The following is a 6,415-nucleotide window of genomic DNA, read 5'->3' as shown; positions in this document are numbered from 1 at the left end:
GGCGATGACTATAGGCTGACACCAGTCTGACTCCAGGTATCTCATCTCCGTGTATCCCTCTCAGCGCCTTGCCATCTATAGCTATTGCCTCCTGTTCCGATCCCAACTGGGACTCGATCCACTCCCCCAACACACGCTCGAACAAATCCACATCCATACTGCTGAACACCTTGTGCAGCGTCGATACCGCAGGGGTCCTGTCTCTGGTAAACCCCAACGTCTTCAGCGTGGCCGGGTCCTGCATCCTTCCCCACTGGGCGATGGCATAGAGACTGCGGGCGCCGCTGGCCATTGCACACACCGAGAGCGCTAAGATCGCACTCAATGGGTGACGACGACCATGACCGGATCGGGGATCAGGCACCTACTCCAGCTTCCTGAGTAGGCTCTCTCCCAGTCCTTCCGCTTTCATGCACAAAGTCTATTACCCTTCTCGAATAATCGAAAGACCCTGGGGAGAGGGGGTCTTACTTGAAGGGTCTAAGGTAATGACGGGTGGAAGTCGGAGTTTTGCGCTCGTCGCCACCCTAAATTCCTGTTGAAACATCACCTAGGCGATAGTATAGTTGCGTGAACGTAAAATGCTGAATCGGTTTGACAATATCGGCGTATGGGAGGGAGACATGGCTGCCGCAGACCTTGGTCTAATGGCCCACCTGTTCAGAAGGGCCGGATTCGGTGCCACGAGGGAAGAGCTTGAAGCGTATGCTGCGAGGGGATACGAAGAAGCTGTCGAAGACCTCGTCAACCCGGAACGGTGCCCTGCACTGGACGAAGACATCATCACCAGGTACGTGGACGGAGAGAACCACGTCATCTGGGCAGGAACCTGGATTTACCGCATGGTCGTCACCAAGCGGCCGCTCGTGGAGAAGATGGCGCTATTCTGGCACCACGTCTTTGCAACTGGCGTCAGCAAGGTCGAGCACCCGAGATCCATGGTGAAGCACATCCAGATGTTCCGCGACAAGGGACTCGGAGACTTCCGCACCCTGCTGGTCGAGCTTTCGAGAGATCCGGCTATGATCTTCTGGCTCGACAACAACGAGAACAAGATAGGCGAGCCGAACGAGAACTACGGCCGCGAGCTCCTGGAGCTGTTCTCGATGGGTGTCGGCAACTACTCGGAGGACGATATCAAGAACGCGTCACGGGCGTTTACAGGATGGACGTTCACGCAGCCCGTCCCGCTCTACCCGCAGGGACACTACCCATCCGAGTTCGAGTTCAGGCCAGAACTGCACGACGACGGTCCCAAGACGTTCCTCGGCGAGACCGGCAACTTCGACGGTGAGGACATCATCGACATAGTCGTCAGGCAGGAGGCGACCGCGAGATTCATCTCGAGGCACCTCTACAACTACTTCGTTGCCGACGAGCCGCAGGTGCCGGCGTGGTCGGTTGAGCCCCCACAGGACCCGGAGGCGGTCGATACGCTGGTCAGGGCGTACTTCGACAGCAACGGAGACATGCGCGAGATCATGCGTACGCTGTTCCTGTCCGACTTCTTCAAGGAGGCCAGGTTCAAGAGGGTGAAGAGCCCGGCTGAGATAGTGGCCGGTGTGCTGAAGTTCGGTGGAACGCTCGATTTCCCCAAGCCGCAGATGACCCGCTTCGGGACAGCCTCCACGCTCATGGGCCAGCAGCTTCTCAACCCGCCGACGGTCGAGGGCTGGCACACGGGCAAGGAGTGGATAGACGGCGGTACGCTCAACGAGCGGATCAACTTCGCCGTCGAGCACATCGGTGACGAGGATGTCCCTGGTGTGCGGAACATCGTGGACCGCCTGGGCAGCTCGAAAGGCCAGCTGTCTCCGGAGGAGTTCACCGACCAGTGCCTGGACCTTCTCGGACCGCTGGACGTTGGTGACCAGACCCGCGAGACGCTGCTCGAGTACGCCGACGAATCGGGAGGAACGCTGGACCTCAGCACTCCAGAGAAGCGCGAGGAGAGCGTACCCAGGATCATCCACATGCTGCAGATGATCGTTTCAAGCAAGGAGTTCCAGTTCGCCTAACCAGCCAGCTTAAAGTTGGACATATGAGGCGGACTAGTGATGTTGCTGCCTCTCGACAGACACGGATGAGGGTGAAACTGCACATCTACTCAAGAGTGATGGGTGACAAGGGAGAGATACGAAGATGACGATTAACGGAAAACCGCCAGTCCTAGTGGTTGTGCAGCTCACGGGCGGCAACGACTTCATGAACACGTTGGTCCCGTACAACAACGGGGTTTACTATGACGCCCGGCCAACCGTGGTCATCCCGCAGGAAGAGGTGCTGCCGATCAACGACACGCTCGGCTTCAACCCCAACCTCGCTCCGCTCAAGGATATGTACGACGCGGGCAACGTGGCGATCGTACAGGGGATCGGCTACGAGAACTCGAGCAGGTCCCACTTCAGGGCTATGGACATCTGGCACACCTGCGAACCCGTCAAGGTGGGCACCGAGGGATGGCTCGGCCGGACGATCAGGGAGATCGACCCTGACAAAGAGAACGTGCTGACTGCGGTCAACATCGGCAGGGGTCTTCCCCGCGCGCTGGTTGCACCGGGCGTTCCCGTAACCTCGGTCGGCGACCTCGACAACGTCGGTCTGATGACGAGCATCGAGGAACAGGAGCGGCGCACCAAGGCGCTGGACATGTTCAAGAAGATGTACTCTCCGGCCATAGGCACGGGCCCGGTCATGGAGTACCTGGCACAGACCGGCTCGGACGTGTATACAGGCGCGGACATCCTGAAGCAGGCTCCGGTGTCCTACACGTCGGAAGTCGAGTATGCCGACAACACTATCGCCAAGAGCCTCAAAGACGTGGCTCGGACGCACATCGCCGGACTCGGCACGCGCATCTTCTACTCCGCCCATGGCGGCTACGACCACCATGCGAACGAGTTGAAGACGCATCCTCAGCTCCTGACAGAGCTGGGCGGGGCAATCTCCGACTTCTTCGAGGACCTGCGCGACCATGAGGCATCCGAAGAGGTCGTGATGCTAGTGTTCACCGAGTTCGGACGCCGTATGCGCGACAACGGCAGCGGGACCGACCACGGCTCGGGCGGCGGCGCGTTCATCATCGGCGATCGGGTCAACGGCGGGCTGTACTCCGAGTACCCATCGCTCGAGCCGTCGAAGTGGCTGCACGGCGAGGACCTTGACTGGACCATCGACTACCGCGGCATCTACTCGACAATCCTCGACCAGTGGCTAGGGCTCGACCCAGTGCCGATCGTCGACGGGCAGTTCGAGCAGATCAACCCGTTCAACTAGCTGCGGCAGGTCTTTAAACCAGAGTTGGGGCGATATTGAAACGAGACTAAGGGCGGGTTCAAAACCCGCCCCTACTGACCAATAACCGGAGGTTTGCTATGGGACGACCCTATGGACTCCTGAGAGCCGGCTACCCGTTTCTCAAGACGCTCGGGATGAGGAGAATCACGAATTTCCCGCTCGACGTCGCCGTTGGAGATGAGGGGCGACTCTACATTCTCTGCAGGAACGACGGCGCGGCAGTGATCCGTGTCTGGTCGTTTGACGACGCCGAGCGGCTGACCGACGACCTGATCGGCATCGGCGGTTACGGCAAGGACGAGGGTCAGTTCACTTGGCCGGTGAACGTGATCTGCGACGGTGAAGAGAACGTGTACGTGTCCGACGAGGCGCTGCACCGTATCTCCTCATTCAGCAAGGACGGAGAGTTCCTAGGCTGCTGGGGCGAAGAGGGCGACGGCGAGGGCCAGATAAACGGCCCAGCCGGTATCGAGTTCGACGCCGACGAGAACATGTACGTCGTCGACTCGCTCAACCACCGCGTCCAGAAGTTCAGCAAGGACGGCGAGTACATCTCGGGCTGGGGCTCACTGGGCGATGGTCCGGGCGAGTTCAACATGCCATACGGCGTGACAGTGGACGAAGTGGGCGACGTGTACATCGGCGACTGGCGCAACGACCGTGTGCAGAAGTTCAACGCAGACGGCGAGTTCATCTTCGAGATTGGCTCATCCGGGTCTGGGAAAGGCGAGTTCAACCGCCCGACCGGCGTTGCAGTCGACAAGTTCGGTGACATCTACGTCGCGGACACCGGCAACGACAGGATCCAGCTCTTCAACGAGAAGGGCGAGTACGTACAGCGGTTCATCGGGGACGCGACCCTGTCACGAGTGGCACGGGACTACATGCTGACCAATGCCTATCCCAACAGGCTGCGGGACATGGCTGACCTTGAGGTCCAGAAGCGGTTGCGCGCTCCGAAGTCGGTGCGCGTAAGCGACGGCCTCATGTTCGTCGCCGACTACCGCTCGTACCGCGTACAGGTGTACAAGAACGAGGCCATCCCGCTGAACGAATCTCAGATGTCCGCGCCGATGAGGGCGCCGACGCTGGCTACGGTGTAGGCGGGGGGTTCCGCCCTCACAAGTCCACGCAACCACATCTTAGAGGGTATCTGTGAAGTCCCTTCTCCCCTCGTGGGAGAAGAGGTTAGAGCCTGCCCCGGGCCAGACCCGGGGATGAGGGGGACTGTATGTGTCACCCTCACCTCAATTCTCTCCCGTCAAGGGAGGGGAAGCATTGGGGCTTCCTTTTCAGACACCTTCTTATCTCACGACCCTAAGCACACGTCCAACAAGGAGAGTTTGTCATGCCGTCTCTTAGCTATGGCGATGTCCGTATCGAGTATGAAGAGGTTGGCTCGGGCTTTCCTTTGCTGGTGACGCCGGGTGGGGGGCTGAACTCCGTGATAAGCGGCTGGCCCAACCAGGTGTTCAACGCGATGGAGGTCTTCAAGGACGACTTCCGCTGTATCACGATGGACCAGCGCAACGCCTACGGCGGACAGTCCAGTGGGCCGGTGCAGGTCGAGGACCCGTGGGGAGCGTTCGCTGACGACCAGCTTGCGCTGATGGACCACCTGGGAATCGACCAGTTCCTGTTCATGGGGTACTGCATCGGAGGGCCGTTCGCGTTCAAGCTCATCGAACAGGCACCGGAGCGCGTGGCAGGGGCAGTGTTCTGCCAGCCGGTCGGGCACTCGAGCAAGACGCCTGACTCCATGTACGATTCAGGTATCGAATCCTGGGGGCCGCCTCTGTGTGAGCAGCGGGATGATGTGACGATGGAGATCGTCGAGCAGTACCTGCACAACCTGTATCGCATCCAGCCGGACTTCATGTACAGCGTATCGCGGGAGTTCGCGAGCGAGTGCCAGACGCCGATCCTAGTGATGCCGGACGACACGCCATCGCACTCTCTGGAGGCGGCAATGGCGCTGGCGGAACTGGCTCCGAAGGCTGAGGTGACGGCGTATCCGTGGAAGGAAGACGAGGACGTCAAGGCCAAAACGATTGAGCAGGTGCGTGAGTTTCTGACGAGGCATGGGGCTGGGTGACGGCGGGACTGCTGGATTCTGTGTCAGTGGGGGCTGAGATTTCACCCTCACCCCCGTATCAAGTACGGGGCAGGCTCTGAGGGACGGGGAAAATAGGAATCACTCTCTAATGAGTGTCTTATCCGACGATCCTAGCCGCACGTCCGACAAGGAGAGTACTTTAATGCCATCCTTTGCCTATGGTGATGTCCGCATTGAGTATGAAGAGGTTGGCTCGGGATTTCCGCTGTTGGTGACTCCCGGTGGGGGCCTGAACTCGATTATCAGCGTCTGGCCGCACCAGGTGTTCAACGCAATGGAGGTTTTCAAGGATGACTTCCGCTGTATCACGATGGACCAGCGCAACGCCATTGGCGGCCAGTCCACCGGACCGGTGCAGGTCGAGGACCCGTGGGGCTCGTTTGCTGACGACCAGCTTGCGCTGATGGACCACCTCGGCATCGACCAGTTCCTATTCATGGGGTACTGCATTGGGGGAGCCTTCGCCTTTAAACTGATCGAGCAGGCCCCTGAGCGCGTGGCTGCGGCCGTGTTCTGCCAGCCGGTCGGTCACTCTAGCAAGACTCCTGACGCCCCGTACGACTCCAGTCTCGAGTCCTGGGGACTGCCTCTGTGCGAACAGCGGGATGAGGTGACGATGGAGATCGTCGAGCAGTACCTGCACAACCTGTACCGCATCCAGCCGGACTTCATGTACAGCGTATCGCGGGAGTTCGCGAGCGAGTGCCAGACGCCGATCCTGGTGATGCCGGACGACACGCCGTCACACTCCCTGGAAGCTGCGATGGCGCTGGCGGACCTGGCTCCGAAGGCTGAGGTTACGGCGTATCCCTGGAAAGATGATGAGAACACGAAGGCCAAGACGATCGAGCAGGTGCGTGAGTTTCTGACGAGGCACGCGGCTGGGTAAGAGCTTGGCTGCTGGAGTCCAAGTAGGTTGGGGGTGGAGCTTTCACCCTCACCCCAACCCTCTCCCTGAGGGAGAGGGGGTAGGCATTCTCAATTCGTCATTCAGGTGAAGGC

General features: G+C 59.8%; 6 protein-coding genes. 5 read left to right on the top strand and 1 reads right to left on the bottom strand.

What is annotated here, in order from left to right; translation table 11 throughout:
- The coding region (locus J4G14_09480) for a transposase family protein (protein ID MCE2458031.1) at positions 1-325 on the bottom strand (325 nt) is incomplete at its 3' end.
- Between the two features lie 298 nt (positions 326-623).
- Here J4G14_09480 and J4G14_09475 point away from each other — a divergent pair.
- The 5 genes from J4G14_09475 to J4G14_09455 all read left to right on the top strand — a co-directional run bounded on the left by J4G14_09475 (position 624) and on the right by J4G14_09455 (position 6,302).
- Complete coding sequence (locus J4G14_09475) at positions 624-2,018, top strand: DUF1800 domain-containing protein (GenBank protein ID MCE2458030.1); 1,395 nt, start codon at positions 624-626, stop codon at positions 2,016-2,018.
- 124 nt (positions 2,019-2,142) lie between these two features.
- Positions 2,143-3,276 carry a DUF1501 domain-containing protein gene (locus J4G14_09470; protein MCE2458029.1) on the top strand — a complete coding sequence of 378 codons (1,134 nt, stop codon included), beginning with the start codon at positions 2,143-2,145 and terminating at the stop codon, positions 3,274-3,276.
- A 98-nt stretch (positions 3,277-3,374) separates the two neighbouring features.
- On the top strand, positions 3,375-4,400 hold the full coding sequence (locus J4G14_09465; GenBank protein ID MCE2458028.1) for an NHL repeat-containing protein: 1,026 nt from the start codon (positions 3,375-3,377) through the stop codon (positions 4,398-4,400).
- A 245-nt stretch (positions 4,401-4,645) separates the two neighbouring features.
- Positions 4,646-5,392 (top strand): alpha/beta hydrolase, encoded by a 747-nt coding sequence (locus tag J4G14_09460; GenBank protein ID MCE2458027.1) that lies wholly within the window; start codon positions 4,646-4,648, stop codon positions 5,390-5,392.
- Between the two features lie 163 nt (positions 5,393-5,555).
- Positions 5,556-6,302: an alpha/beta fold hydrolase gene (locus J4G14_09455; protein ID MCE2458026.1), complete on the top strand. Its 747-nt coding sequence runs from the start codon at positions 5,556-5,558 to the stop codon at positions 6,300-6,302.
- Positions 6,303-6,415 lie beyond the last annotated feature (113 nt).

It is taken from the genome of Dehalococcoidia bacterium (assembly GCA_021295915.1).
Classification (GTDB): domain Bacteria; phylum Chloroflexota; class Dehalococcoidia; order Lucifugimonadales; family UBA1123; genus VXRN01.
Note: the sequence above shows the minus strand (reverse complement) of the source record. Positions and strands in the feature narration are given on the sequence as shown.

Excerpts from the sequence above, each read along its gene's own strand:
- J4G14_09465 (MCE2458028.1), top strand. The coding sequence starts at position 3,375 with ATGGGACGACCCTATGGACTCCTGAGAGCCGGCTACCCGTTTCTCAAG.
- J4G14_09470 (MCE2458029.1), top strand. The coding sequence starts at position 2,143 with ATGACGATTAACGGAAAACCGCCAGTCCTAGTGGTTGTGCAGCTCACG.
- J4G14_09455 (MCE2458026.1), top strand. The coding sequence starts at position 5,556 with ATGCCATCCTTTGCCTATGGTGATGTCCGCATTGAGTATGAAGAGGTT.
- J4G14_09475 (MCE2458030.1), top strand. The coding sequence starts at position 624 with ATGGCTGCCGCAGACCTTGGTCTAATGGCCCACCTGTTCAGAAGGGCC.
- J4G14_09460 (MCE2458027.1), top strand. The coding sequence starts at position 4,646 with ATGCCGTCTCTTAGCTATGGCGATGTCCGTATCGAGTATGAAGAGGTT.